This is a genomic window from Corynebacterium sp. HMSC059E07 (genome assembly GCF_001814395.1).
Lineage (GTDB): Bacteria > Actinomycetota > Actinomycetes > Mycobacteriales > Mycobacteriaceae > Corynebacterium > Corynebacterium hesseae.
In genome coordinates this window covers 4995-28406 of record NZ_KV816334.1, presented here as the reverse complement: position 1 = coordinate 28406, position 23412 = coordinate 4995, and the positions used below count along the sequence as shown (strand labels likewise).

The following is a 23412-nucleotide window of genomic DNA, read 5'->3' as shown; positions in this document are numbered from 1 at the left end:
CGCCCCCGACTATCACCAGTGCAGGACTAACGCGATAGCGCTAGGTCTGACGGTGATAGCTCGGGGAGTGCAAAGAAAGTAAGTAAAGGTCAAAGCTCAACAGGGCTTTGACCGCCTCGCCTCGATAGAGGCGATACGAAGAGTAACAACAAGAAAGCAGATTTAGTTATGACAGACCAGAACTTAGATGCATGGCAATTTACTTGCCGACTGAATGCAGACCGCGCCGACTACGTACGCGCATTGTCTGACCGTTTGGAGATTTCGGCAGCGGAGACTGTACGCCTGGCGCTCGATGTGCTGACAGACCGCGTACCGCCGTCGGTGCTTGAAGAATTGCGCGAATTGCCGCCTGAGACACGCAAGGAACTGGCGCGACTCACGCAAGAGGTCAACAAGATCGGCACAAACGTCAATCAGGCGGTGCGCGCCGTCAACACTCGCGTTGTCGATGAGATGTTCATCCTCGAAGCCGAAGAAGACGGCGCGGACCCTGAAGAGATTGAGAAGAAGCGTGCGGAACTTGGAGACTTGCGCGCTGTCATTAAACGAGAGATGCAGGAAGTGTTTCTCGAACTTGTAAGGCTGCGAGGGGAGTTAGAAGCCGCATGTCAGTCGTAAAAATCCAGCGAACGAAAAGCGTAGGAGCGGCCACCGTATACGCGGTGTACGGCACGTACGAGAATATGCGTAACGACGTTGTACGCGCCGCTGCCTACAGTGTTGTCAGCGCGACGCCGGATGCTACACCGATGCAATTCGTCCACGACACCGTTGCGGAGATAGCCCGGCACCCCCAGCGTACTAACCAAGCTGAAATCGAAATTCAGAGTTTTCACCCGGATGAACTTTCGGCAGATGACCCCTTCGATATTCAGCTCGCGCACCTCGCCGGTCTGGAACTCGCGCGTAGGCTCGCGCCGAACACTGACGTGGTCGTTGCCACCCATACCGATAGCAAGAGTGGTCATCTGCATAATCACATTATCTACGCGAACCACGACAGGGTGACGGGTACGACGCCGCGCAATGTTCGGAATTTCCACAAGGTCAAACACATCAACGATGAAGTGATGAAAGACCTCGGGCTTGAAGTTTATGCGCCGGAAGTACCTCCTGGGCCTGGAGGTGGTTTATCAGTTCTGCGTGGCAAGGCGCTGCCGGAAATCACCAAAGACAACTGGCGCGAAGAGATGACGCAGCGCGTAGATGCCGTACTCGCTGACCCGCGTGTAGCCGCCGCCTCGACGGTCTCGGACGGTCTGGAAGTCGCGCAGAACATCGCCAGTGAATACAACGTTTCCTTCCGCGTCACAACGCACGAGAAGGAGAACCGTGACGACGTTACCGCCACCAGCTACGCCCTGGTCGACGATGACGGTGAAATGATCCGCTACTCGACCTCGCGCGGCTCGCGGTCTACCGAACGAACAGGCTCGCGCCTGGGAAGGGATGCGTACACATACGAAGTCGTCAATCAGCGCATTGAAGACCTACAGCGCCAGTATCAACAGCAGCTAAACCAACAACAGCAAATCAGAACACTACAGGAGCTAAATCATGCCGAAGAAGCGCAAGAAGAACACTCAGAACCAGAACCCACAACAGTCCAGGCCGGCGGTACCTTCGGTATCGGCGGAACCGAATCCCTCACCGATAAGTACGCCGACATCCTCACCGATGCCGGTACCACCGCCGACACCGGAGCAGAACCCGCAGCCGCAGCGCCAGGAGCCGCCGAAGAGGAAGAGCGCACCGACGCTGTTCACGGAGACGGAACGCGACGAACTGTTCACGCTGTCGGAGAGGGACGCGACGGCGGTAGCCCGCGCCCGGATGAACGAAGTCTTCCCGGACGACGAGAACGAGAGCATCAAGCAGCAGTTAGCAGCAGCGGAAGCGTTGTACAGCCAGAATCAGCGCGGCAGGACGCAGCGGCAGAGCCGACTACTTCGGGACGCAGCCAGGCCGCGCCGTGGTCGCCCGATGACTCGGTAGAGGATATGCGTCAGGTCGATTTGGATTTTCTCGAACAGCGCGTGATGAATGATGAATTCCGCCAATTTCAGCGCTCGGAGTTTGCCGGTACGGATGCTGAGTACTTCGCGCACCTTCTCGACGATGACAGCGCCGTAGCCGAAGACCACGAGAACTACGCGCACGCGCGCACACGACTGTTCAATCCCGTAGGAGACCGCCGCGAGTATTTCCTTCGGTCTGTTGGTGAGAACCGCCGCCGCGCGGCAGCTATTCAACGGCAGCGCCAGCAGCGACAAAATCAGCAACAGCGGCAAAAGTACGCGCCAGATTTCTAGATTCTATAACGTACTCTTTAACGTACTTGGCCGAAATGGCAATTTACCCCGTAACCTGTTTATGCAGGCTACGGGGTACTTTTGGGGTGGCTGACGGGACTCGAACCCGCGACACCCAGGATCACAACCTGGTGCTCTACCAGCTGAACTACAGCCACCATCGTTGCCTGAAAGCAACGAGATACAGGTTAACTCACCTCGTTGAATTTACAAAAACGCCTGGTAGTCATCGGTAGTGGCAGCCTTAAGATCCTCCGCTTCCGCGGTGGAGGGGCCGTCGTCCGTGCGGAATACGCTGCGGCGGTAGAAGTCGAGCTCTCGAATGGATTCAATAATGTCTTGCAGGGCTCGGTGCGCCATGCCCTTTTGTGGCTGGTTGTAGTATGCCCGCGGGTGCCAGCGGCGTGCTAGTTCCTTAATCGTGGAAACGTCAATCATTCGGTAGTGCAGTGCGGCGTCCAGGCGCGGCATGTACTCACGAATGAAGGTGCGGTCCGTGGCGATGGAATTGCCTGCAAGGGGAGCAGGGTGGTTGGCGTCGCAGTGCTTCTCGACGAGCTTCAGTACCGCTTCCTCCGCCTCTTCGATTGTGATCGTGGATTCCCGGATTTCCTTGTCGAGACCGGACTTCGCATGCATTTCGGTGACGAAGTCATCCATCTCCGCCAGTTCTTCCTCTGTAGCGTGCACGACGAGGTCGAGGCCCTCGTCAAGGATGTTTAATTCGGCGTCCGTGATGACGGCGGCGACTTCCACGATTACGTGGCGCTGCGGTTCAAGTCCGGTCATCTCCAAGTCGATCCAGACGAGGCGGTCATTTTTGGCGGGGATATCACTCATGGCTTCCACCATAGTTTCTCTTCGGTCATGGTTTGGGAGGTGCCCTAGTTGGCTGAGATGGGGGTAAATGGGGGTGAGGAGGGGTCTCGTTGTGGAAGGCGCCTTTTTATTCGAGGTGTGCTGGGTTTTCTGGTTGGCATTGAGGGGCAGTGTCGAGGGCTTTTTGAACTTTTTCATGATTTCTCTCACCAAAGCCTTGGGAGATGGGACATTATTAGGTCAGCCTTTAAAGTGATGGCACTCACATATATCGAAGGACGGAAACCTACCGATGTCAGCCTTTCTTGACACTCTCAACTCATTAATTTGGTCACCAGCATTAGTCTTCCTGTGCCTCGGCGCGGGGATTTATTTCACCCTGGCCACCAAGTTCTTACAGGTGCGCTGCATTCCGGACATGATTAAGCAGCTGAAGGACGGCGAAAGCTCCGATTCAGGTGTCTCGTCCTTCCAATCGCTGATGATTTCCCTGGCGGGCCGCGTTGGCGTGGGAAACATTTCGGGCGTTGCAACCGCCATCGCTTTCGGCGGCCCAGGTGCCGTGTTCTGGATGTGGGCGGTGGCTCTGCTCGGTTCCGCAACTTCTTTCGTGGAATGTACCTTGGCGCAGGTTTATAAGGAGAAGGACCAAGACACCGACGAATACCGCGGTGGTCCGGCTTATTACATCGAGAAGGCCTATAAGCACACCAAGGCCGGTCCTTTCATGGTGGTCTATGGAATCGTCTTCGCTATTGCGATGATCCTTGCTACCAGCTATTTCCTGCCCGGCATTCAGGCTAACGGCGTGGCTGCGGCCGTACAGAACGCTTGGGGTGTTGAGGTCGGTTGGTCTGCCGTGATTCTGGGCGGAATCCTCGCCATCATCATTATTGGTGGAGTGAAGCGCATCGCTAACTTCGCCTCCCTCGTGGTCCCGTTCATGGCCGGCGCCTATATCCTTTTTGCCATCATCATCCTGATCATGAACTTCAACCAGATCCCCGAGGTCTTCGGCATGATCTTTAAGTCCGCTTTCGGCGCGGAGCAGGCTTTCTCCGGTCTTTTGGGCTCGGCCATCATGTGGGGCGTGAAGCGCGGTATCTACTCCAACGAGGCAGGCCAAGGTACCGGCCCACAATCTGCCGCAGCTGCGGAGGTATCCCACCCAGCCAAGCAGGGCTTCGTGCAGGCCTTCGCGGTCTACATTGACACCCTCTTCGTGTGCTCTGCTACCGCATTCATCATCATCTCTACCGACATGTACAAGGTCTTTGAAGGCGAGTCGGAGGATGGCCCGGTGCGCTACGCCGGTTCGATCCCGGATGGGGTCGAGGTCGGTCCGGGCTTTGTCCAGCACGGTCTGGACACCCTGTTGGCAGGTTTCGGCCCGAGCTTCGTTGCCATCGCTATTGCCTTCTTCGCCTTTACCACCGTCCTGGCGTACTACTACATGGCGGAGGTCAACCTGACCTACTTCAACCGCTGGATCAGCAACAAGACCGCCCGCCGCGCATTGGTGTGGCTCCTGCGCATTCTCCTCGTGGTGTCCGTGGTTGTTGGCGCAACGACGACTCCGGGTGCTGCCTGGGCGCTGGGCGATATCGGCGTTGGCGCGACCGCGTGGCTCAACATCATCGCCATCCTCTTCCTGCAGGTCCCGGCCCTCAAGTGCCTCAAGGATTACAGCGCACAGAAGGCTGCTGGCAAGGACCCCCAATTCGACCCAGAAGCGTTGGGCATCAAGAACGCCGAGTTCTGGGTAGAGCGCAAGCTCGCCCGGGAGGAGGCCGCACAGAAGGCTATCGCGGAGCAATCGCCGCTCCAAGGCAAGTAAAGCAATGCCCGCTCTCCACGGGGGAGAGCGGGCATTTTTATGTCCTAGGCCATCTTGGAATAGAAGCTGCCGATGAGCGGTGCAGCAATTGGGGTGGGCACAATCTTGCCCAACGCGTTCATTGCTTTTGATAGCGGCCCAGGAACCACGCGGCGCTGGTTGCGGGCCATGGCCTCCAGGGTCTCTTCGGAGCAGGACTCATAGGTGGTCCACAAGAAATCTGGGACTACCTTGTCCACGATGGATTGCTCTTCTTCGGGGATGACGGCATCGCGCACCGGGCCGGGGGCAAGCAGCGTGCAGGTTACGCCGGAGCCCTTGAGCTCGTAGTGCAGGGCCTCCGTGAACGCGTTAACACCTGCCTTGGTGAACACGTAGGTGGCGTTGTTCGGGATGGAGACGTTGCCCGCGGCCGATCCCACGTTGCAGATAGCGCCGCTGCGTCGCGGCAGCATCTGCTCAAGGGCGGCGCGCGTCAGGCGGTGAACGGCCTTTGCATTGAGGTCGAACTGCCGGGTTTCATAATCCCAGTCCTGCTCCATGAACTTGCCAAAGCTGGCGATGCCCGCCGAGTTGACGATGATGGAGATTTCCTTGCCCGCCATGAACTCGATGACGCGGTCAACGTCTGCGGCCTCGGAGAGGTCCGCTGCCAGCGCGATGGCGTCCACCTCGTGGCGCGAGCGCAGGTCCGCGGCGATGGATTCAAGGACGTCTTCGCGGCGGGCAACGAGAATGACGTTGTAGCCGCGGGCGGCTAGGTCCTTGGCCATCGCAGCGGCAATGCCCTGGCTAGCGCCGGTCAGCAGCGCATACGAGGAGCGGGTGGGGGCGGGCAGCCCGGGGGAGTGAGCCATGAAACGGCGTCCTTTCTCTCAGGGTGGGAAGTTTCCACCCAGCGTAGAGCAATCAGGGTCTAAATCAGGGTAAACACCGATGAACCCTTCGGCCCAACTTTGGATAATGGACAGTGAAAGGAGACATCATGAACAACCAACGTTTGACCCGTTCCACAACTGACACGATGCTCGGAGGCGTGTGCGGCGGCATCGCACAGACCTACAACCTCGACCCGACCTTGGTGCGAATTCTCTTCGTTGTTGCCACGCTGCTGGGCTTCTCAGGAATTCTGCTCTACCTCATCCTCTGGGTCGTCATTCCAGTGGAGTAATCGGTAATTTCTGCACATTACTGCAGCGGGCCCATCGCCATGAAGCGCTTCCACGTTTCCCACTCATCACGCAGACGCGGCAGGGTGCTGGGTGGGGTAGCGGTGCCGTCGACAAGCGTGGCGTCCTGCATGCGTACGCCGTAGTCGAAGAAGAGAGCCCCGTGCCCGGAAGCGCCATAGCGGAGGACCGGCACCAAATTGAGCCCGTCGAATGACAAGGGCGCGTTGGGGCGCACATCAAGCCCCGCGATCGCCGCGAGGGTAGGAGCTAGGTCGAGCGGGGAGACAAGCTCAGTGCACTCCCCGGACTCTGCAACTCCGGGCCACAGGAAAGACATCGCGGCCTTATCATCCTGCAGGGAGCACACCGCCACGACGCCATCGAGATCATCCAACACGTGGGGGTCTGGTTGCTCAAGAAGCCGAAAGACCCGTGATGATGCGGGGCGGGTGTCCTCCCGAACCTCGAAGCCAGCTGCCGCAAAGATGTCCGTGATGCGCGTTGTGGCTCCGCGCTGCGGGTACTGCCCGGTGAGCACTCCGCGGCGTGACTCCGCATAGCTTGGTGACGTCCCCCAGGCATTGCTGAAGCGCATTCCGCGCAGCGCGGATTGTGGAGCGTAGTCAAAAGTCGCGAGGGTGATGTCCATAAAAGTGTGCCTAAATTGTGCCCAAGGGCCACTTTCCGAGGCTTAATAAACCCCAAGAAGTGGCCCTGACCTGCGTGCCCCCAGCAGGATTCGAACCCGCGACACATGGGGTAGAAACCCACTGCTCTAATCCACTGAGCTATGGAGGCTTACCGCGCCATCATAACGCACTGGGGCGTGTAGTCCGATTATCGGGCTACCGCTGGCGTTGGCTCGGCGTTGGCGTTGAGGAGGACGTCGTTAAGCGTGCGCGCCGCGGGGCTCAGCGCACGGTCCGCGCGGTGGATGACGAGCGCCTGCACGGTCGGGAGGGCTTCCGCGATTCGCCGGAAGTGGACTCCCTGCTGGCCCAAAGCCTGCGCGGTGTGCGGCAGGAGGCTGATGCCGTAGTCGCCCGCCACGAGTGGCAACCCCGTTTGCAACGTGGGAACTTCTTGGACCGTAACGGGCTTGCTTAATGCTGCCTTAGCCCACACCTGATCCATTGCTTCCGGCAAACCGCTGAGTTCCGGCCAGCGCGGCGGCAAGAGCCAGGTCTCAGCGCTCAGGTCGGTCAACCGCACGGGGTCAGGCAAGCCTTTAAGCCTCTCGGGGAGCGCGACGCGCACCTCCATTTCTGCGGCGCAGTCAATGGTGAGCTGCGCGCCGAAGTCTTGGTGGAAGCGCTGTGGGTTAGTGGTGAGGAGGATTCCTAACTCCGCTGAGCCATCCAGGACCTCTCTCAACGTGGCGGTTGGTTCTAAGTCCTTTAAGGAAACACTTACCTCCGGTGCACGCTGGCGCATGCGGCACAGAATCTCCGGCATATAAAGCCAGTTGAACTCGGGGGCGGAGCATAACGTCACAGAGCCCGCGCTGCCGGATGCAATTTCGGCAAGGCGCGTGGTGGCGGTGGTAAGAAGGGAATCTATCGAGGTAGCGACGCCATAGAGGTAATCTCCGGCCTCTGTGGTTCGGACTCCACCGCGCCCGCGGGAGAGCAGCTTCACGTTGAGATCCTTTTCAAGTTTGCGCACGGTCAGGCTTAAAGAAGGTTGCGTGAGCTGCAGTGCTTCCGCAGCTTGCGTGAATGAACCGTGGTCCACAACGGACCGAAAATGGTGAAGCTGGCGAGAGTCCATAAGAGCAGACTACCCGAAAGCTTAGAAAAAACTACTTTTTAGGTAAGAGAACCTCCGTGACGGTAGACTGCCCACCATGCACACTGAGAAAGAAACTCCCAGCTCACAGCGCTTTCGGGGGGCGGCGCGCTCGACGTCGGGAGCGCAGCCTTCCCGCTTGTTGAATCTTTCTTTCGTCGTCTTCGCGGGCCTCGTGGGCGGAATCATTTCTCTGTTCTTTCTTGCGGACTCGCTCGCCGCCCTAGGCATCCCCGACCCAGGGCGTATGACAACGTTCGGCCTGCCCTTCTTCCGCGCTATCGCGTGGATGCTCATGGCGCTTTCTATCGGCTCCTTTATGTCGAGCGCCTTCTTTATCTACCCGGCGGTACCGGATAAGGACAACGAGCGTCTCATCAAGGCCACGCTCACCGTCGATGGGCACATCGCAGCGCGGACCGGCGCATGGGCGGCGGTGGGCGCCGCGGTGGTGTCTTTACTAGAGGTCCCTCTCGTCATGTCGGATCTCACCGGTACCCCGTTGGCTAAGGTTCTCAACCCGGAGCTCATGGGCATGGCAGTGGGGCAGATCGCGGCGTCGCAAGTCTGGCTGCTCACCGCAGCAATCGCAGTGGTCGTTGCCGTATCTGGTTTTGTCGCACGCACATGGGCGGGCCAGGTCGGAACGTTTTTCTTGTCCTTGTTGCTGACGGTGCCTCTCGGGATGGAGGGCCACTCGGCTTCCGGCGGCGATCATGACTACGGTACGAACTCGCTGCTGCTGCACCTGTTCTTCATCATGCTCTGGGTCGGTGGACTCATGGGGCTCATCGCCCATGGCCGCCGCCTTGGCCCAGATATGGGTGTGGCGGTGCGTCGCTATTCCACGGTCGCTTTGTTCTCCATCGTGGGGCTGGCAGCTACAGGCGTAGTTAATGCGCTGATTCGCGTTGAGTTCGGGGATCTGTTCACTACTCGATACGGCCTGTTGGTGCTGAGCAAAGCGGTGCTCACCGTGGTGTTGGCGGCCATCGGCTTCGTGCACCGACGGGTCACCATCCCTCACTTGAAGAGTTCGCCGCGCCTGTTTATCAGGGTGGCTGTGGTTGAGGTTCTCATCATGGCGGCGACCGTTGGCGTGGCCATCTCGATGGGCCGTACGCCGCCCCCGCCGCCGCGGGACCCGAATCTCAATGCCATGCAGATCCTGCTGGGCTATGAGCTTTTCGACGCCCCCACCGCCACCAACGTGTGGACCATGTTCCGCTTTGATCTCATGTTTGGCTCGCTGGGGATCGTGCTGGCCGGCTTCTACCTGTACGCGCTGTGGCGCCTCAAGCGCCGCGGGCTGACGTGGTCGGCAAGACGCACTGCGTGGTTCCTCGTGGGAGCGCTGGGTATGACGCTGATCATGAGCAATGGCATCGGCTTGTATATGCCGGCGCTGTACTCCATGCACATGTTGGTGCACATGATTCTGTCCATGGCAGTCCCGCTGTGCCTTGTGCTCGGCGCTCCGGTGACCTTAGTGATGGAAGCTTTTGAGCCTGGGGAGCCGGGCAAGCCCACGCTTCACGACGCTGCCGTCGCCCTCACCAAGGCCCGTACCTTGCGCATTCTTACGCATCCGGCGGTCAACGTTGTGCAGTTCCTGGCTTTCCTTTACGTGCTCTACCTTTTCCCGAACTTTTATGAGCTCGCCATTTCGGAACACGCTGGGCACGTGATTATGAACTGGGTCTTCTTGATCTCTGGCTACGTCTACTACTGGGAGGTTATTGGCCCGGACCCGTTGCCGTGGCGCGCGCCGACGGGCATTCGCCTGCTCATCCTCTTCGTGTCGATGCCCCTGCACCTTTTTGCTGGCGTCTACCTCATGCAGATGCAAGTCATTCTGGGCTTGGACTTCTATGAGTCCTTGAGCTTGCCGTGGCACCCGGACTTTGTCACGGACCAACGAACCGGCGGCGGTATTTCCTGGGGCTTCGGCCAATTCCCGCTGGTGATTGTGTTTGGTTCGCTCTTCCTCGACTGGCTGCGGGAGGATCGTGCCACCGCTCGGCGCCATGATGCTAAGGCGGATATTGACGGTGATGCTGATTTGGAAAGCTATAACGCCATGCTCAAGCAAATGAGCGAAGGGGATGATTCCACCTTCCGCCAGCACTAGCGGGAGTGCGCACCCTGGGTGTGTGGAAAGGTGCTTTTACCTTTGTGGATGGATATCTTGTTGACGCGTACAACAAGTTATCCACAGGTTGGCAGTGAGGCCATTGCGGGCGCGCTGATCGGTGGCGATGATGCGAGGTACGGGAGGCGCATCGCTTCCTCGCATTGAAAAGAGCACCAGCCACAAACAGCAAAGGAATCACGCAATGTCTCAATACCCAATCTCACTCACGGGGCGCCTGACTCACGACCCCCACCTGACCAAAATCAGCGAAACCATGTACAAGGCCCGCCTCCGCTTTGCTTCCTCGCGCAGCGTTCCGGAGAAGGATGAGGAGGGCAAGACGGTGTGGCGGGAGTTGGACCTTAACTATATCGACGGTGAGGTGTGGGGCCAGTGCGCCATCAACGTTAAGAAGTCCCTGTTTAAGGGTATGCCGGTCTTTGTTATGGGCTCCATTGTCACGGACCGGTGGGAGGATAAGAACGGGGCAAAGCGCTCTAGGACCTATATCAAGATCGCCCACGTGGGCCTTGACCTCAACCGCTTCTGCATTACCTCCACCAAGATTGGTACCTCCTATGGTGAGGAGGGCAGCGAAGCCCTCTGGCTGGGGGAGAATCCGCCAGTACCGGATGTGGATTACACGGCACCGCCGAGTACTGCGGAGGATGAGGCATTGCCGGCTGCTCTGCAGTCGGGAGATACCCCGCAGGATACTGCGGCGGATCGTCAGCAAGCGCAGAGTGCGACCGAACCTCACCGAGAACCGGCGCCAGAAGAAGCTATGGCCTAAGGACGGGGGACTACCACCGCCCATGTGATGTACTCTTTGTACTGTTATTGACCAATCCTGACAGAAGTAAAGGGTGAAACATGGGCGAATTCATCTACACGATGAAAAACGTGCGTAAGGCCATCGGTGACAAGGTTATTTTGGACAATGTCACTATGGCTTTCTACCCGGGCGCCAAGATTGGCGTCGTGGGCCCCAACGGTGCAGGTAAGTCCTCGATCCTGAAAATTATGGCCGGCCTCGATCAGCCTTCCAACGGCGAGGCTTTCATTGACCCGGGCAAGACGGTCGGCATCCTCCTCCAGGAGCCGCCGCTCAACGAGGAGAAGACGGTCCGCGAGAACGTCGAAGAAGGCCTCGGGGAGATTTTCCAGAAGAAGCAGCGCTTCGAGGAGATCGCGGAAGAGATGGCCACCAACTACTCCGACGAGCTCATGGAAGAAATGGGCAAGCTGCAGGAGGAGCTCGACCACGCGGATGCGTGGGAGGTTGACTCCAAGATTGAGCAGGCCATGGAGGCACTGCGCTGCCCGCCGTCTGATGACCCAGTGACTAACCTGTCCGGTGGTGAGCGCCGCCGCGTCGCGTTGGCCAAGCTGCTGCTGAGTGAGCCGGACCTCCTGCTGCTCGACGAGCCCACTAACCACCTCGACGCCGAATCCGTCCAGTGGCTGGAGAAGCATCTCGAGTCCTACCCGGGCGCCGTCCTGGCCGTGACCCACGACCGCTACTTCCTCGACCACGTTGCGGGCTGGATCTGTGAGGTTGATCGCGGCAAGCTCTACCCCTACGAGGGCAACTACTCCACTTACCTGGAGAAGAAGGCAGAGCGCCTCGAAGTTGCTGGTGCTAAGGACAAGAAGCTGCAGAAGCGCCTCAAGGAAGAACTCGCGTGGGTTCGTTCCGGTGCGAAGGCGCGCCAGGCCAAGAACAAGGCCCGTCTCCAGCGCTACGAGGAGATGGCTGCAGAAGCCGAGCAGTACAAGAAGCTCGACTTCGAGGAGATTCAGATTCCGACCCCGCCGCGCCTGGGCAACAAGGTTGTGGAGGTCAAGGACCTGACCAAGGGCTTCGATGGTCGCGTCCTTATTAAGGACCTGTCCTTCACCCTGCCGCGCAACGGCATCGTCGGTGTTATCGGCCCGAACGGTGTGGGTAAGTCCACCCTGTTCAAGACCATCGTGGGCCTGGAGGAGCCGGATTCCGGTTCTGTCACCGTCGGCGAGACCGTCAAGCTTTCCTACGTTGACCAGGGGCGCGAAAACATTGATCCAGAGGCCACCGTGTGGGAGGTCGTCTCCGATGGACTGGACTACATCCACGTTGGCCAGAACGAGATGCCGTCCCGCGCCTACCTCTCCGCATTCGGTTTTAAGGGCCCGGACCAGCAGAAGCCGTCTAAGGTTCTTTCCGGCGGTGAGCGCAACCGCCTGAACCTGGCCCTGACCCTCAAAGAGGGCGGCAACTTGATCCTCCTCGATGAGCCGACCAACGACTTGGACGTGGAAACCCTGGGCTCCCTGGAAAACGCGCTGGAAAAGTTCCCCGGCTGCGCCGTGGTTATTTCCCACGATCGCTGGTTCCTCGACCGCACCTGTACTCACATCCTGGCCTGGGAAGGCAACGTCGCGGAAGGCCAGTGGTTCTGGTTCGAGGGTAACTTCGGCGATTACGAGAAGAACAAGGTCGAGCGCCTCGGCGAGGACGCTGCCCGTCCGTCTCGCGTTACCCACCGCAAGCTCAGCCGCTAGGGCCGCTCAGCCCTAACACTCAAAGGAAATCTTCGGAAGGATTCTGGAATGTCCGCTCAGAATGTTGTGTCGGAGGAGACTAAGGACAACGTCCACGAGCTCACCGTGGGAGTGCGTTGGTCGGACTTCGACATGTACGGCCACATGATGAACGCCAACTTTATCGAGCTGGCGCAGGAGGCGCGCTTGGCCTTTGCCATGCACCACTTCTATTCACGTGGCCTAAACATGGTGGCTTTTGTTCGCCACATCGACGCGGACTATGTTCGCCCCATCAAGTGGGATGGACGGCATGGCACGGTGACGGTGGAGACCACGGTGGTGCGCCTTGGAACCACGTCGTTTACCACTCGCCAGAAGATCAAGGACGCGCAGGGCCAGGTTGCCTGCGTTATTGACTGCGTACAGGTCACAATTGATCCAGATACGCAGATGCCGCGGGAGGTTTCTGAGCAGGAGCGCACCATCATCCTGGAAAATGCTGTCGTCGAGTTGGACGAGCAGTAGGCGGCCAGCGCAATTATGGAGAGTGAATCCCTGACATTGCACAACGGCGGGGTGGGGCTACAGGCCCTCCTCGCTCGTGCGACGGGGCTGGATGCCTCAGCGACGGTGCGCTTGCGTCAATACGACGCCACCCACGTTGAGGTTTTTGTCACGACCCTCTTCGATGTCGTCGTAGCGCGGCGCTGCGAGGGCGTCGTTGGCCGCGATGGGGCAGTGGTGTCGGCGCAGGCGCTTCTCGACGCCCTCCGCACCACCCCCGAACACCTTCTTGAAGAGGACGGGGCGGGGGTGCTTGACCTAGGCCCCGCGCGCGACCCCTCATGGCCGGGGGCCTTGCCGCCGGCAACGGGGTTTCGAGAGATTGATTCATTGCCTGTCGACGTCGTCCGTGACTTAGCGGATAAAGGCCGGCAGCTAGCTCGGCAATTCTCTGGTCCGATGGGACCTCCGAAAAGCCTGTTGAATCAAACCGTGCTCACCGTGGAGAGCGCGGAGACCCAAGTAGAGATTCCTATGCGGATGATCTTCGCCTGCACGAGTTTGGGCCTCATCCCGGGCTTTGCTGCGTCACTCAATATCCCCCGCCACCTGCGCGTGGCGGGCAAGGGGCGGTGGGTGCGCCTCGACGCGCCCTATGGCAGTGTTTATCACTCCACGCGGCTGTCTTTGTTCTAAAACGTCTCCAGCCTCGCCGCCGCAGAGTCCGCGGCGGGGCGCGGCACCGCGGAAGGAAAACTGTGTGGTTTCTACGCCCGCAACGCAGCGTGATTTGCGTTACCATTAAGGGGTCGAATTCAGTTTCTTTAATAAAAGGAGATGACTCGCACGATGCGTATTGCGGCACCCAAAGAAATCATGAACAACGAGAACCGCGTCGCTCTTACCCCGAGCGCTGCGCACGCACTCATCAAAGATGGCCATGAGGTTCTAGTGGAAACTGGGGCCGGAGAAGGCGCTTCTTTCCCGGACTCCGAGTACCAAGCCGTGGGGGCGACCATCGTCGCCACCGCTAAGGAAGCCTGGGCGGCGGATATGGTGGTCAAGGTCAAAGAACCGCTCGAGGCCGAGTATGGCTACCTGCGCGAGGATCTGCTGCTCTTTACTTACCTCCACCTGGCGGCGGACCGTCCGCTGACGGACGCCCTGGTTGAGGCTGGAACCACCGCCGTGGCCTATGAGACCGTTACCGATGCCCGCGGCACCCTGCCGCTTTTGACACCGATGTCCCAGGTGGCCGGGCGCCTCGCCGTCATTGAGGGAACGCACCATCTGTTGTCCACGCAGGGTGGGCGTGGCTTGCTGGTCTCCGGCGTGCCGGGCACCCAACCGGCGCGAGTGGTGGTCATCGGCGGTGGCCAGGTTGGCGCGTCCGCGGTGGCTATGGCGCACGGCCTGCGCGCGGAAGTCACGGTGCTCGACCTTGACCCGCACGTCCTGCAGCGCTTCGATGAGCAGTACCAGGGCGGCGTGCGCACCCTGGTGTCGGACCCTGCCACGCTGGAAGCGGAGCTTCTCGCCGCGGACCTCGTCATCGGCGCCGTCCTCGTACCCGGCGCTGCCGCCCCGAAGTTGGTTCGTGAGGATGTAGTCAAGCGTATGAAGAAGGGCGCCGTGCTTGTCGACGTTGCCATTGACCAAGGCGGCTGCTTCGAGAACTCCCACAAGACCTCGCACGATGAGCCAACCTTCAAGGTGCACGACACCCTCTTCTACTGTGTTGCCAACATGCCGGGCGCGGTGGCGAACACCTCCGCACGCGCACTCGGCTCGGCCACCTTGCCGTACATGCGCGCCCTGGCTGCCGGCGGCTTCGACGGCGCAGTCGAGCGCTTCCCGGGCTTGGCCAAGGGTCTAATGACCCGCGGGGGAGAGCTGGTGTCCCAGCCCGTGAAGGAGGCCTTCGGGCTTTAGGGTGCGCGGTTGATGAGCATCTCCGCTACCCGTTCCATGTGGTCCCAAATCATCGCGCGGTAGGCCGGCGGGATGGTCTCCTCGTCGATCTGCGCCAACGAGTTGCCCATGAGCTCGAGCCAGCGATCATGGGCAGCCATATCGATGGGGTAGGGCGCGTGGCGCATGCGCAGGCGCGGGTGACCGCGATTCTCTGAGAAGAGCTGGGGTCCGCCCCAGTACTGCACGAGGAACCAGGTCAGGCGTTTTTCCGCGCCTTCCCAATCCTGCTGCGGGTACATCGGTCCGATGAGATCATCCTCGCGCACCTGGGCGTAGAAACCACCGACGAGTTTCTCAAAGGTCTCCATTCCGCCGACGGCTTCGTACACGCTCGTTGGTTGCACGCCTAATCTTCCTTTCGCGTCAGGCTGGGTTCTTCCAAATCAAAGATAGCCATCCCCCGCGGGTAGGGCGTGGTAATTCCTTCCGTATGCATGGCGGTGAGGATTTTCGCCTGCATCGCGCGCTGCACATCCCATTGTTTGCCCGGTAGCGTCTTGACGGAAACGCGGTAGGACATGTGGTCAACTTCCAAACCGGACATGCCATTGACCGTAGGTTTGGCCAGGATGAAGCCCTTGATTTCGGGGTCGCGGGCGGCGTCCTCTGCTGCGGAGGTGATGACATCGACTGCGCGGGTGGGGTCGTTACTCAGTGCGATGGGCACTTGCACGCGGGCGACGGAGTAGCGGTCGGAATGGTTGGCCACCTGCAAGATTTCGCCGTTACGGACGTACCATAGCGCGCCATCGATATCGCGGACCGTGGTAATACGTAGGGAAATGGACTCCACGTCGCCGAAGACCCCGTTTCCGAGGTCGATGGTGTCACCGATGCCGTACTGGTCCTCCATGAGCATGAAAATGCCGGACAGGAAATCCTTGACCAGCGCCTGGGCGCCGAAACCAAGGGCGACACCAACCACGCCGGCTGAGGCTACGAGCGGGGCGACGTTGACTCCGAGCTTGTCCAAGATAGCGAGCGCTGCCCAGACCCAGACGAATATGGCAACCGCGGAGCGTCCAACGCCGGCGAGGGTCTGGATGCGGGAGGTGCGCCGAGCCTCCTGTGTTTGCTCGAGGACCTTGTCGGTTGTTTTGTGCGCTTTGCGCGGGGAGAGCGGCGAGCTGAGCTTGCCCTTCTTGATGCTGTTATCAGCCAGCTTGGTGATGAGCCGGCGCAGCAGCCAGCTGCCGATGATGGCGACGATGAGGATGAGCGCGATGCCGATGGGTTTGTCGATGAGCCAGGACTGCATGTTTTCTGTTTGCCACCAGCGGGTGACCGCGTCGACAGCCCCGTCGGTTGGCTCGGAGGAAGCGCTTAGGTATGCGGTTGGTCTGGTCACGTGTGTCCTTTCTGCTATCGCTCACGACTGACACCTACCGATGGTAGGGAAGAGAGCTGAATATAAAAAGCTTGTCTTTCCCGCGACTGAACAGCTTGGTCTAGACTTGTGCCTCATGACTGACAACCGCCCCCTTGGCTTTTCCTCCCGTTCCATCCATGCCGGTTACCAGCCGGATCCCTACATGGGATCCATCAACGTACCGATCTATGCCTCCACCACGTACCAGCAGGATGGTCTCGCGCAGCTGCGCGGCGGCTATGAGTACGGGCGCGTGGCCAACCCCACCGTTCATTCGCTGGAGAAGACCCTCGCGGCGCTGGAGAACGCTGAGTACGCCCGTTGTTTCGCCACGGGCATGGCGGCCGTCGATACCCTCATTCGGATTCTCGTCCGCCCAGGTGACCACGTGATTTTGGGTAACGATGTCTACGGCGGCATGTATCGCCTCCTGCATCATGACTACGGCGAGTGGGGCATCGAGCTCTCCATCGTCAATACCGCCGATTCCGCGGCGGTTAAAGGGGCGCTCAAGGAAAACACCAAGCTGATCTGGTTGGAAACCCCGACCAATCCGGCGACGACGATCACGGATATCGCCGCAGTCTCTGAGGTTGTTAAGGCGGCTGGCGACGCCCAAGTCGTCGTCGACAACACGTTTGCCACGCCCTACCTGCAGAACCCTTTGGAGTTGGGTGCGGACCACGTCCTGCACTCCACCACGAAGTACCTGGGCGGCCACTCGGATGTGCTGGGCGGTGCGGTCGTGACCAACTCCGCGGAGATGGATGAGCGCCTGCTGTATTTCCAGGGCAACGTCGGCGCGGTGTCCTCGCCTTTCGACGCCTACCTCACCGCCCGCGGCATCAAAACCCTTGAAGTGCGGATGGACCGCCACTGTTCCAATGCGCAGGCCGTGGCCGAGTTCTTGGAATCCCGCCCGGAGGTCAAGCAGGTTCTCTACCCGGGCCTGCTCTCGCATCCGGGCCACGAGCTGGCTAAGAAGCAGATGCGTGGCTTCGGCGGGATGATGTCCGTGCGCTTCCACAGCGAGGAGCACGCCCGCCAGATTTGTCTCAACACCAAGCTCATCTCGCTGGCTGAGTCCCTCGGCGGTGTCGAGTCCCTCATTGAGCACCCACAGAACATGACGCACATTTCCGCTGAGGGCTCCGAGCTCGTGCCACCGGCAGACCTCGTGCGCATCTCGGTGGGCATCGAGTCCATCGATGACTTGCTCGCGGACCTGGAGCAGGCCCTTGACGCCCTTCACTAAAACCGCCGCAGCGCCAAGGTTTTGAGCCTCGGCGCTTTCGCTGTGTGTGATTAAAGGGAATTGAGCAGGGATCCGGCCGTGCGGTCGGTCTCCTGCAGCATGAGTGGGTCCGTGCCCGGCATGGGGGAAATGGTGGTGTCCGGCCACTGCGAATAGGTGGGGATGCCCACGATGTGCAAGCGCGGGTCCTCGGCGCCACCGGGGTTGACCGTGCGGCGGTTCCACGTCGTTTCCGGCGAGCCGGTGGCCTGGCCATGGTCGACGAACGCGCGAACACGCCCGTTGAGGGATACCGCAAGTGGGTCGCCGGCGCGGCGGACGTCGGGGGAGTGCATCCAGGCGTCGATAAGCCAGGTGGAGGAAGCCTCACCGTGCGCGGTGTGCAGCGTGAACTTCTCGCCGATCTCCAGCTGGGGGCGCTGCCCCAGGAAGGTGACGAGGCCGGCGTCGACAAGCGCGAGCAGCTGGCGCGTGCGGAAGAGCGGCGGGCCGGAGCCCACCATCTGCCCGAAGGCCATGAACTCCTTGTAGGTGCTGGTGCGGGACTCCCACGTCATCCGGCCTTCTGAACCCGCAATCGAGGAGGGCTTGCGCGCGGCCGAGATGGCCCAGAGTGCGGACTTCAGCGGGGAATCGGCAGCGGCGACGGCCTCGATGATGTCGCGCGCCAAACCTTCGGCGATGTACTCGGTGATCTCACCGCCGGTGAAATCATCGAGCGGGTTCGCCCAATGCGCAAGATCCAAAGGCTGCGCGGAGGAGCCCTCGAGGGCTGCGGTGAGCTGGTTTGCCATGCCTCGGAGATCTGGGGCGGTGAGCTCCGTGGAATCGAGCGTGGCGATGATATCCGCGAGGGGGCGCTGCAGGGCATCGGGCGCGACCCGCGCCTGGTTCTCGTAGTACTCGGCGTAAGCATCGCGCAGAATGTGCGGCAGCAGCTGCGTGCCGAAGTCCAGCTCCACCTCCGGATTCAGCGCGGCCACCGCGGCGCGGAAGCGGGTCAGCGCGGCCTTCGGTGGCAGCGCGTGGTATTCCGACTTCGGGATATAAGGGTAGCCGCGGCCGGAGGAGACGATGAAGTGCGGCTCCTCACCGCTGGGCTCGTAGCGCAGCCCGGAGCGCGTGGAGGGATCCTCCACAAACTCACCACCGCGGTCGATGGTGAGCAGCGCCATGATGTCGAAAAAGCCCATACCCAGGCCGCGGACCAAGACCTTCTCGCCCGCGGGGACCTCAGACACTGGCTGCTCGACGGGGTTATCTGGCCGCACCCAATGCAGATCCGAGTGCGCAGCCTCCGCCAGTGCGCGTTCGGATTCGCTGAGCGCCGGTACCTGCCAGCCGTAGGCCAGGACGGTGGCGTCGGCGGTGACGGTGGAGCCGTCGGAAAGTGTAATGGCGTCCTGCTCACCGCGCTCCTCCACGGACAGCGCGCGGGCGCGGTGCTGGACGACGTCCACGGTCTCCGGCAGCTGAGTCAGCGCAACCTCAAAGACCCACTCCAGGTAGGCGCCGTAAAGCGCGCGGGAAGGGTTGGACTCCGGGCGGGTTCGCGCGAGTTCCTCGGCAAAGGAAGCGGCTAGCTCCTCGCGCGGCGGGTGGGAATCATAAAGCTCCAGCTTGGCAGGCGCGATGTCGGGGCGCTCGCCGCGCAGGAGCTGGATCCACTCGTAGAGGATGGGGCCCTCGAGGACCGGCGCGGTGGTGGTGGAGCTGGGCTCGGTGAACAGAGTGACCGCGCCGGCCAGCGTGTTCATGCACAACGTGCGGGTCTGCTCGGTGTCCCAAATGCGGCCGGAACCTAGCGGGGCATCGTCGATGATGTGGAGGCGCAGGGGTGACTCAAGGGGGGTCGCGCGCAGGTGGGCCGCGAGGCGCTCGACCAGCGAGATGCCGCGCGGGCCGGCCCCGACGATGGCGATGGAGGGCATAAAAATCAACCTCAAACTTTTAGACTGTGCTGTCTAGTGGAATAATACCGGTCAGTATACGTTGTGTTAAATCCGTAGACACAATTCAAACCGACTATCTACTCTCTGAAAGCAATACCGTGAAAACCCTACGCGCACTCGCCGCCACCCTGGCAGCAGCCCTCGCCTTAGCCGGCTGCTCCGCCGCGGAACGGCCGGACGGGGAGGACAACGTCCTCACCTACCTAGAGCCGCAGTTCTTCCGCACGCTCTACCCGCCGGCCGCCGGCTTTTATCCCAACGGCGGCGTGGTCAACCAGCTGACCGATCGCCTCCTGTACCAAGACCCCGAGACCCTCGAGCTCTCGCCGTGGATTGCCACGGAGATGCCCAAGGTCAACGCCGATGCCACGGAGTACACGTTCAACATTCGCACCGACGTCACCTACTCCGATGGCTCCCCGCTGACCGCCGAAAACGTCGTGGCCAACTTCGACCTCTTCGGCCGCGGCGATAAGTCCCGCACGCTGACAAGCTCAGAGCAGATCGCCAACTATGACCACGGCGAGGTCGTGGACGAGGACACCGTGAAGTTTTACTTCACCCAGCCTTCCCCGGGCTTCCTCCAGGCCACCTCTGCCTATAACGCCGGCCTGCTCTCCGATTCCACGCTGGCCTTGGACAACGAGGGCTTCGGCCCCGGCAACGCGGTCAACGTCATTGGCTCGGGCCCCTTCGTGGTGGAATCGGAAGAAATCGGCACCGACCTCAAGCTCAAGACCCGCGAGGACTACGACTGGGCCCCGCCGGCCGTGAAGCACCAAGGGCGCGCGGAGATCGACGGCGTCCACTACATCCTCGCCGCCGAAGAATCCGTGCGCACCGGCGCCATCCTCTCCGGCCAGGCCGATATCGCCCGCCAGATCTCCGCACCGCAGGAGTCACTGCTCAAGGACCGGGGTGTTGGCATCATCTCGCGCGGCACGAACTCCATGAACAACCAGTTCGCCTTCCGCTTCGACCACCCGTTGCTGCAGGACAAGCGCGTGCGCGAGGCCATCATCCACGGCGTGGACCGCGAGGAGATTCTCCGCGTTCTCTTCTCCGAGTCTTATCCACTGGCCACCTCGACGGTGGCCAAGACCGGCCTGGCCTACAAGGACCAGTCCGCCGCCTATGCCTTCGACCCCGAAGAGTCCAAGCGACTCCTCGACGAGGCCGGCTGGGAACCCGGGCCGGACGGCATCCGCGTCAAGGACGGCCAGCGCCTCGTCCTGCGCACCAATACCGCGTTGCCGCAGCCGCGTTCCAAGGAAGTCATGACCATGGTGCAGGACCAGCTGGGTGAGCTGGGCATCGGCATCCAAGTCAACGCCGGCGACCAGGCCACGCAGAACGCCGATGCCAAGGACGTTGACAAGGTGCAGATCTACCACTCGATGGTGGGCCGCGCCGACTATGACGTCATCACCTCGCTCTACGGCATCAACAACCGCGACGCCTTCCTCAACCAGGACGCGGAGGGCACCCCAATCGACGCGCACCTGCAGGAGCTTCTCGACGCCGTCCTCGACACCCCCGACAAGGAAGGCCGCATCGAGGCCACGGAAGAAGTCCAGGACTACATCACCGAGCAGGCCTATGCGCTGCCGCTCTTTGAGGAACCTGTGGTCTACGCCGTCCGTCCAGGCATTTCGGGCTTTAGCCCGGAATCGGTGGCGCGCCCGTGGTTCTACGAGGTGTCCATCGACGCCGCGGCATCGGATGAGGAGGAGAAATAAATGACAACCCGCCAACTCTTCAGCCGCATTGGGCAGGCCCTCCTCGTGCTGCTCATTACCTACACCGTGGCCTTTGTGCTCCTGTCGGCGCTGCCATCGGATGCCGTCCAGTCGCGCTTCGGCGACCCTGCCCTGGGCCTGTCCCAGGCGGAGATTGACGCCATCCGGGAGGAGATGGGCGTCGACAAGCCGCTCGTGGTGCAGTACTTCACGTCTCTGGGTGGCTTCCTCACTGGGCATTTTGGCAATTCCACGCAGTCCGGCGCCCCGGTAGCCACGCTGCTTGCCGACGCCCTTCCCCACACCCTCATCCTCGCCGCCAGTGCCATCGTTCTCGCACTCATCGTGGCCGTGCTCGTGGCCTTTGTGGCCACGCTGCCGGGGCTTGGCGCCATCGGTTCTTTCTTCCGGGGACTGCCTTCCTTCATGGTCTCGCTGCCCGGCTTCTGGATTGCCATCCTGCTCATCCAGTTCTTTTCCTTCCAGTTGGGCTGGGTGCGCGTCATTGAACCCGGCAGCGTGGAGGGCCTCATCCTGCCTACCTTGACGCTCTCGGTTCCTATGGCCGCGCCGCTCATTCAGGTTCTGATTCGCTCCATTGATGAGACGCAGTCGCGGCCTTTCGTGCAGGCGGTGCGTGCACGCGGCGCCTCGGAGGCGTGGATCTTCTGGCGCACCGTCCTGCGCAATTCGCTGCTGCCCACCTTGACGATGGCGGGCCTGCTTTTCGGTGAGCTCGTCGGCGGTGCCGTGGTGACCGAAACCGTCTTTGGCCGCACCGGCTTGGGCTACATGGTGGCCCAGGCCGTGGCGAACCGCGATACCCCGGTGCTGCTGGCCGTGGTTCTCATCGCCGCAACCTCTTACATCATCATCAACCTTGTGGTGGATCTGCTCTACCCGGTGCTGGATCCGCGCCTGCGCGCCAGCACCCCTGAGCGTGCCGCTCGCCGCAGCACAGATTCCGCCACCACCTCGGCCGCTACTTCGGAAAGGACGGTGCGCTCATGAGCATGACGCACACCAATCCGCTGCGTTCTACACGGGCGCCACGCCGCCACACCGCGAATCCCTGGCTCGCGCCGGGTTCCATCATCGCCATCGTGGTCCTCGTGATCGCTTTCCTGGCCGCGCTTTTCCCAAGTTTGTTCACCTCGGCCGACCCCTATGCGGGCACCGACGTGGCCCTGTTGGCGCCGGGGGAGTCCGGCCACCTCATGGGCACGGATGCGGTGGGGCGCGACCTCTATGCGCGCATCGTTTACGGTGCCCGCCAGTCGCTGCTCGGCGCGCTGATCGCCGTGGCCGTCGGCCTAGTCGTCGGCACGCTCATCGGTTTGCTCGCCGGCGCCCTGCGAGGAGCGGTGGATAGCGTGCTCATGCGCGTCGTCGACGTGCTGCTGTCCATCCCCGGCATCCTGTTATCGCTGTCGATCATCATCGTGCTGGGCTTCGGCTCCGTGCAGGCGGCGGTGGCCGTCGGCGCGACCTCGGTCGCGACCTTCGCGCGCCTAGCCCGCTCCCAGGTGATCACCGTGGCCAGCTCGGACTACATCGAGGCCGCATACGGCGCTGGCGCCACCCACGCCACCGTGCTCTTCCGCCACATCCTTCCCAATTCACTCACCCCCGTTATTGCCCTGGCCACCCTGCAATTCGGCACCGCGATCCTGCAGCTGTCCATCCTCGGCTTCCTGGGCTACGGCGCCCCGCCGCCGACCCCGGAATGGGGCCTCATTATCGCCGAGGGCCGTGACTTCATGGCCACCGCCTGGTGGCTCATCATCCTGCCCGGCATCGCGCTGGTCGCCGTGGTGATGTCCGCCAACCGCCTGTCCCAAAACTTCCCCGTGGAGGCCTAACATGTCTGGTATAAAAAATGCAGCGCAGCCCCTGCTGCGCGTGCGGGACCTCAACGTGTCCTATTCCACCGCAGGTGGTGACGTTTCCGCCGTGCAAGGCGTCAACCTCGAGGTTCACCCGGGGCAGATGACCGCCATCGTGGGCGAGTCCGGCTCCGGCAAGACC

The 23412-nt window shown here is 61.2% G+C and carries 22 protein-coding genes and 2 tRNA genes; 15 read left to right on the top strand and 9 right to left on the bottom strand.

Translation table 11 applies throughout. The features are described 5' to 3' along the window. Nucleotides 1-168 precede the first annotated feature (168 nt). Together HMPREF2967_RS11090 and HMPREF2967_RS11085 are read left to right on the top strand one after the other, a co-directional pair. Nucleotides 169-621, top strand: coding sequence for a hypothetical protein (locus HMPREF2967_RS11090; RefSeq protein WP_070686474.1), 453 nt, complete (start codon nt 169-171; stop codon nt 619-621). After that, nucleotides 609-2315, top strand: a complete 1707-nt coding sequence (locus tag HMPREF2967_RS11085; RefSeq protein WP_070686472.1) for a relaxase/mobilization nuclease domain-containing protein — start codon at nt 609-611, stop codon at nt 2313-2315. Before HMPREF2967_RS11090 ends, HMPREF2967_RS11085 begins: the two co-directional genes overlap by 13 nt. Nucleotides 2316-2397: 82 nt before the next feature. Here the strand turns inward: HMPREF2967_RS11085 and HMPREF2967_RS11080 are convergent. After that, nucleotides 2398-2473 (bottom strand) — tRNA-His (locus HMPREF2967_RS11080). Between the two features lie 49 nt (nt 2474-2522). After that, a complete protein-coding gene (gene orn, locus HMPREF2967_RS11075) occupies nt 2523-3155 on the bottom strand; it encodes an oligoribonuclease (protein ID WP_070522488.1) in 633 nt (210 codons plus the stop codon). Nucleotides 3156-3426: 271 nt separating this feature from the next. On the opposite strand from orn, the gene HMPREF2967_RS11070 reads away from it, so the two are divergent. Next, nucleotides 3427-4971, top strand: coding sequence for an alanine/glycine:cation symporter family protein (locus HMPREF2967_RS11070; RefSeq protein ID WP_070522305.1), 1545 nt, complete (start codon nt 3427-3429; stop codon nt 4969-4971). A 44-nt stretch (nt 4972-5015) separates the two neighbouring features. Here the strand turns inward: HMPREF2967_RS11070 and cmrA are convergent, their stop codons facing one another. Further along, nucleotides 5016-5828: a mycolate reductase gene (gene cmrA / locus HMPREF2967_RS11065; RefSeq protein ID WP_070686470.1), complete on the bottom strand. Its 813-nt coding sequence runs from the start codon at nt 5826-5828 to the stop codon at nt 5016-5018. A 128-nt stretch (nt 5829-5956) separates the two neighbouring features. Between cmrA and HMPREF2967_RS11060 the strand changes: the two genes are divergently transcribed. After that, nucleotides 5957-6142, top strand: coding sequence for a PspC domain-containing protein (locus tag HMPREF2967_RS11060; RefSeq protein WP_010191177.1), 186 nt, complete (start codon nt 5957-5959; stop codon nt 6140-6142). Nucleotides 6143-6159: 17 nt separating this feature from the next. On the opposite strand, the gene HMPREF2967_RS11055 is transcribed toward HMPREF2967_RS11060, so the two are convergent. The 3 genes from HMPREF2967_RS11055 to HMPREF2967_RS11045 all read right to left on the bottom strand — a co-directional run bounded on the left by HMPREF2967_RS11055 (nt 6160) and on the right by HMPREF2967_RS11045 (nt 7913). Then, nucleotides 6160-6792 carry a hypothetical protein gene (locus HMPREF2967_RS11055; RefSeq protein WP_070686468.1) on the bottom strand — a complete coding sequence of 211 codons (633 nt, stop codon included), beginning with the start codon at nt 6790-6792 and terminating at the stop codon, nt 6160-6162. A 75-nt stretch (nt 6793-6867) separates the two neighbouring features. Then, nucleotides 6868-6941 (bottom strand) — tRNA-Arg (locus tag HMPREF2967_RS11050). Nucleotides 6942-6980: 39 nt separating this feature from the next. Then, nucleotides 6981-7913 carry a LysR family transcriptional regulator gene (locus tag HMPREF2967_RS11045; RefSeq protein ID WP_070686466.1) on the bottom strand — a complete coding sequence of 311 codons (933 nt, stop codon included), beginning with the start codon at nt 7911-7913 and terminating at the stop codon, nt 6981-6983. Between the two features lie 76 nt (nt 7914-7989). Between HMPREF2967_RS11045 and HMPREF2967_RS11040 the strand changes: the two genes are divergently transcribed. From HMPREF2967_RS11040 to ald, 6 genes are all read left to right on the top strand, one after another. Further along, nucleotides 7990-10062: a bifunctional copper resistance protein CopD/cytochrome c oxidase assembly protein gene (locus HMPREF2967_RS11040; protein ID WP_070686464.1), complete on the top strand. Its 2073-nt coding sequence runs from the start codon at nt 7990-7992 to the stop codon at nt 10060-10062. A gap of 205 nt (nt 10063-10267) precedes the next feature. Continuing rightward, nucleotides 10268-10858 (top strand): single-stranded DNA-binding protein, encoded by a 591-nt coding sequence (locus tag HMPREF2967_RS11035; RefSeq protein WP_070563723.1) that lies wholly within the window; start codon nt 10268-10270, stop codon nt 10856-10858. Nucleotides 10859-10938: 80 nt separating this feature from the next. Further along, nucleotides 10939-12609, top strand: a complete 1671-nt coding sequence (ettA, locus tag HMPREF2967_RS11030; protein ID WP_070522290.1) for an energy-dependent translational throttle protein EttA — start codon at nt 10939-10941, stop codon at nt 12607-12609. A 48-nt stretch (nt 12610-12657) separates the two neighbouring features. After that, nucleotides 12658-13116 (top strand): acyl-CoA thioesterase, encoded by a 459-nt coding sequence (locus HMPREF2967_RS11025; protein WP_070686462.1) that lies wholly within the window; start codon nt 12658-12660, stop codon nt 13114-13116. A gap of 15 nt (nt 13117-13131) precedes the next feature. Further along, nucleotides 13132-13791 carry a DUF8185 domain-containing protein gene (locus tag HMPREF2967_RS11020; RefSeq protein WP_070686460.1) on the top strand — a complete coding sequence of 220 codons (660 nt, stop codon included), beginning with the start codon at nt 13132-13134 and terminating at the stop codon, nt 13789-13791. Between the two features lie 153 nt (nt 13792-13944). Then, nucleotides 13945-15027 (top strand): alanine dehydrogenase, encoded by a 1083-nt coding sequence (gene ald / locus HMPREF2967_RS11015; protein WP_070686458.1) that lies wholly within the window; start codon nt 13945-13947, stop codon nt 15025-15027. Here ald and HMPREF2967_RS11010 read toward each other — a convergent pair. Both HMPREF2967_RS11010 and HMPREF2967_RS11005 read right to left on the bottom strand, forming a co-directional pair. Next, nucleotides 15024-15413, bottom strand: a complete 390-nt coding sequence (locus tag HMPREF2967_RS11010; protein ID WP_083303752.1) for a globin — start codon at nt 15411-15413, stop codon at nt 15024-15026. The two genes, ald and HMPREF2967_RS11010, sit on opposite strands and share 4 nt — an antisense overlap. Nucleotides 15414-15415: 2 nt before the next feature. After that, on the bottom strand, nt 15416-16417 hold the full coding sequence (locus HMPREF2967_RS11005; protein ID WP_070531513.1) for a mechanosensitive ion channel family protein: 1002 nt from the start codon (nt 16415-16417) through the stop codon (nt 15416-15418). Between the two features lie 115 nt (nt 16418-16532). Between HMPREF2967_RS11005 and HMPREF2967_RS11000 the strand changes: the two genes are divergently transcribed. Further along, nucleotides 16533-17693, top strand: a complete 1161-nt coding sequence (locus HMPREF2967_RS11000) for a cystathionine gamma-synthase (RefSeq protein ID WP_070686456.1) — start codon at nt 16533-16535, stop codon at nt 17691-17693. A gap of 50 nt (nt 17694-17743) precedes the next feature. Here the strand turns inward: HMPREF2967_RS11000 and HMPREF2967_RS10995 are convergent, their stop codons facing one another. Continuing rightward, nucleotides 17744-19624, bottom strand: a complete 1881-nt coding sequence (locus tag HMPREF2967_RS10995) for an FAD/NAD(P)-binding protein (RefSeq protein ID WP_070686454.1) — start codon at nt 19622-19624, stop codon at nt 17744-17746. 119 nt (nt 19625-19743) lie between these two features. On the opposite strand from HMPREF2967_RS10995, the gene HMPREF2967_RS10990 reads away from it, so the two are divergent. The 4 genes from HMPREF2967_RS10990 to HMPREF2967_RS13570 form a co-directional block, all read left to right on the top strand. Next, nucleotides 19744-21384, top strand: coding sequence for a TIGR04028 family ABC transporter substrate-binding protein (locus HMPREF2967_RS10990; protein ID WP_070686453.1), 1641 nt, complete (start codon nt 19744-19746; stop codon nt 21382-21384). Beyond that, nucleotides 21385-22395: an ABC transporter permease gene (locus tag HMPREF2967_RS10985; protein ID WP_070686451.1), complete on the top strand. Its 1011-nt coding sequence runs from the start codon at nt 21385-21387 to the stop codon at nt 22393-22395. Next, nucleotides 22392-23246: an ABC transporter permease gene (locus HMPREF2967_RS10980; protein ID WP_070686449.1), complete on the top strand. Its 855-nt coding sequence runs from the start codon at nt 22392-22394 to the stop codon at nt 23244-23246. The genes HMPREF2967_RS10985 and HMPREF2967_RS10980 overlap by 4 nt, the downstream gene beginning before the upstream one ends. 1 nt (nt 23247) lies before the next feature. After that, nucleotides 23248-23412: ATP-binding cassette domain-containing protein (locus HMPREF2967_RS13570; protein WP_118854844.1), on the top strand; the 165-nt coding region annotated here is incomplete at its 3' end.

Excerpts from the sequence above, each read along its gene's own strand:
- cmrA (WP_070686470.1), bottom strand. The coding sequence starts at position 5,828 with ATGGCTCACTCCCCCGGGCTGCCCGCCCCCACCCGCTCCTCGTATGCG.
- HMPREF2967_RS11090 (WP_070686474.1), top strand. The coding sequence starts at position 169 with ATGACAGACCAGAACTTAGATGCATGGCAATTTACTTGCCGACTGAAT.
- HMPREF2967_RS11020 (WP_070686460.1), top strand. The coding sequence starts at position 13,132 with ATGGAGAGTGAATCCCTGACATTGCACAACGGCGGGGTGGGGCTACAG.
- HMPREF2967_RS10995 (WP_070686454.1), bottom strand. The coding sequence starts at position 19,624 with ATGCCCTCCATCGCCATCGTCGGGGCCGGCCCGCGCGGCATCTCGCTG.
- HMPREF2967_RS10980 (WP_070686449.1), top strand. The coding sequence starts at position 22,392 with ATGAGCATGACGCACACCAATCCGCTGCGTTCTACACGGGCGCCACGC.
- ald (WP_070686458.1), top strand. The coding sequence starts at position 13,945 with ATGCGTATTGCGGCACCCAAAGAAATCATGAACAACGAGAACCGCGTC.
- HMPREF2967_RS11035 (WP_070563723.1), top strand. The coding sequence starts at position 10,268 with ATGTCTCAATACCCAATCTCACTCACGGGGCGCCTGACTCACGACCCC.
- HMPREF2967_RS11040 (WP_070686464.1), top strand. The coding sequence starts at position 7,990 with ATGCACACTGAGAAAGAAACTCCCAGCTCACAGCGCTTTCGGGGGGCG.
- orn (WP_070522488.1), bottom strand. The coding sequence starts at position 3,155 with ATGAGTGATATCCCCGCCAAAAATGACCGCCTCGTCTGGATCGACTTG.
- HMPREF2967_RS11060 (WP_010191177.1), top strand. The coding sequence starts at position 5,957 with ATGAACAACCAACGTTTGACCCGTTCCACAACTGACACGATGCTCGGA.
- HMPREF2967_RS11055 (WP_070686468.1), bottom strand. The coding sequence starts at position 6,792 with ATGGACATCACCCTCGCGACTTTTGACTACGCTCCACAATCCGCGCTG.
- HMPREF2967_RS10985 (WP_070686451.1), top strand. The coding sequence starts at position 21,385 with ATGACAACCCGCCAACTCTTCAGCCGCATTGGGCAGGCCCTCCTCGTG.
- HMPREF2967_RS11000 (WP_070686456.1), top strand. The coding sequence starts at position 16,533 with ATGACTGACAACCGCCCCCTTGGCTTTTCCTCCCGTTCCATCCATGCC.
- HMPREF2967_RS11025 (WP_070686462.1), top strand. The coding sequence starts at position 12,658 with ATGTCCGCTCAGAATGTTGTGTCGGAGGAGACTAAGGACAACGTCCAC.
- HMPREF2967_RS11085 (WP_070686472.1), top strand. The coding sequence starts at position 609 with ATGTCAGTCGTAAAAATCCAGCGAACGAAAAGCGTAGGAGCGGCCACC.
- ettA (WP_070522290.1), top strand. The coding sequence starts at position 10,939 with ATGGGCGAATTCATCTACACGATGAAAAACGTGCGTAAGGCCATCGGT.
- HMPREF2967_RS11070 (WP_070522305.1), top strand. The coding sequence starts at position 3,427 with ATGTCAGCCTTTCTTGACACTCTCAACTCATTAATTTGGTCACCAGCA.
- HMPREF2967_RS11045 (WP_070686466.1), bottom strand. The coding sequence starts at position 7,913 with ATGGACTCTCGCCAGCTTCACCATTTTCGGTCCGTTGTGGACCACGGT.